The sequence below is a fragment of the Granulicatella sp. WM01 genome (assembly GCF_004570605.1).
In the GTDB taxonomy this organism is placed as follows: Bacteria; Bacillota; Bacilli; order Lactobacillales; family Aerococcaceae; genus WM01.
The window spans coordinates 1-433 of sequence record NZ_SPPB01000137.1 but is presented as its reverse complement, the minus strand read 5'-3'; the positions used below and the strand labels follow the sequence as shown (position 1 = coordinate 433).

At 38.1% G+C, this 433-nt stretch carries 1 protein-coding gene; it reads left to right on the top strand.

Features of this window, described 5'->3' with window-relative positions:
• On the top strand, positions 1 to 433 hold a 433-nt coding region (locus E4T68_RS09000; protein WP_135126062.1), incomplete at both ends, for a DUF1542 domain-containing protein.

Below are 433 nucleotides of genomic sequence, written 5' to 3'. Positions count from 1 at the left end.
CAAGAAGAAAAAGATGCTGCTAAGAAAGAAGTTGACGATAAGGCTAAGGAAGCAAAAGTAAATGTTGATAGTGCGACAACAAATGCAGCAGTAGACACAGCTAAAACAAATGGTACTACTGCTATTAACGAAGTTAATCCAAATGCAGACGCTAAAACAACTGCTAAGAACGCTATTGAAGATGCAGCAACTGCTAAGAAAGCAGCCATTGATGCACGTAATGAATTAACGCAAGAAGAAAAAGATGTTGCTAAGAAAGAAGTTGACGATAAGGCTAAGGAAGCAAAAGCAAATGTTGATAGTGCAACAACAAATGCAGCAGTAGACACAGCTAAAACAAATGGTACTACTGCTATTAACGAAGTTAATCCAAATGCAGACGCTAAAACAACTGCTAAGAACGCTATTGAAGATGCAGCAACTGCTAAGAAAG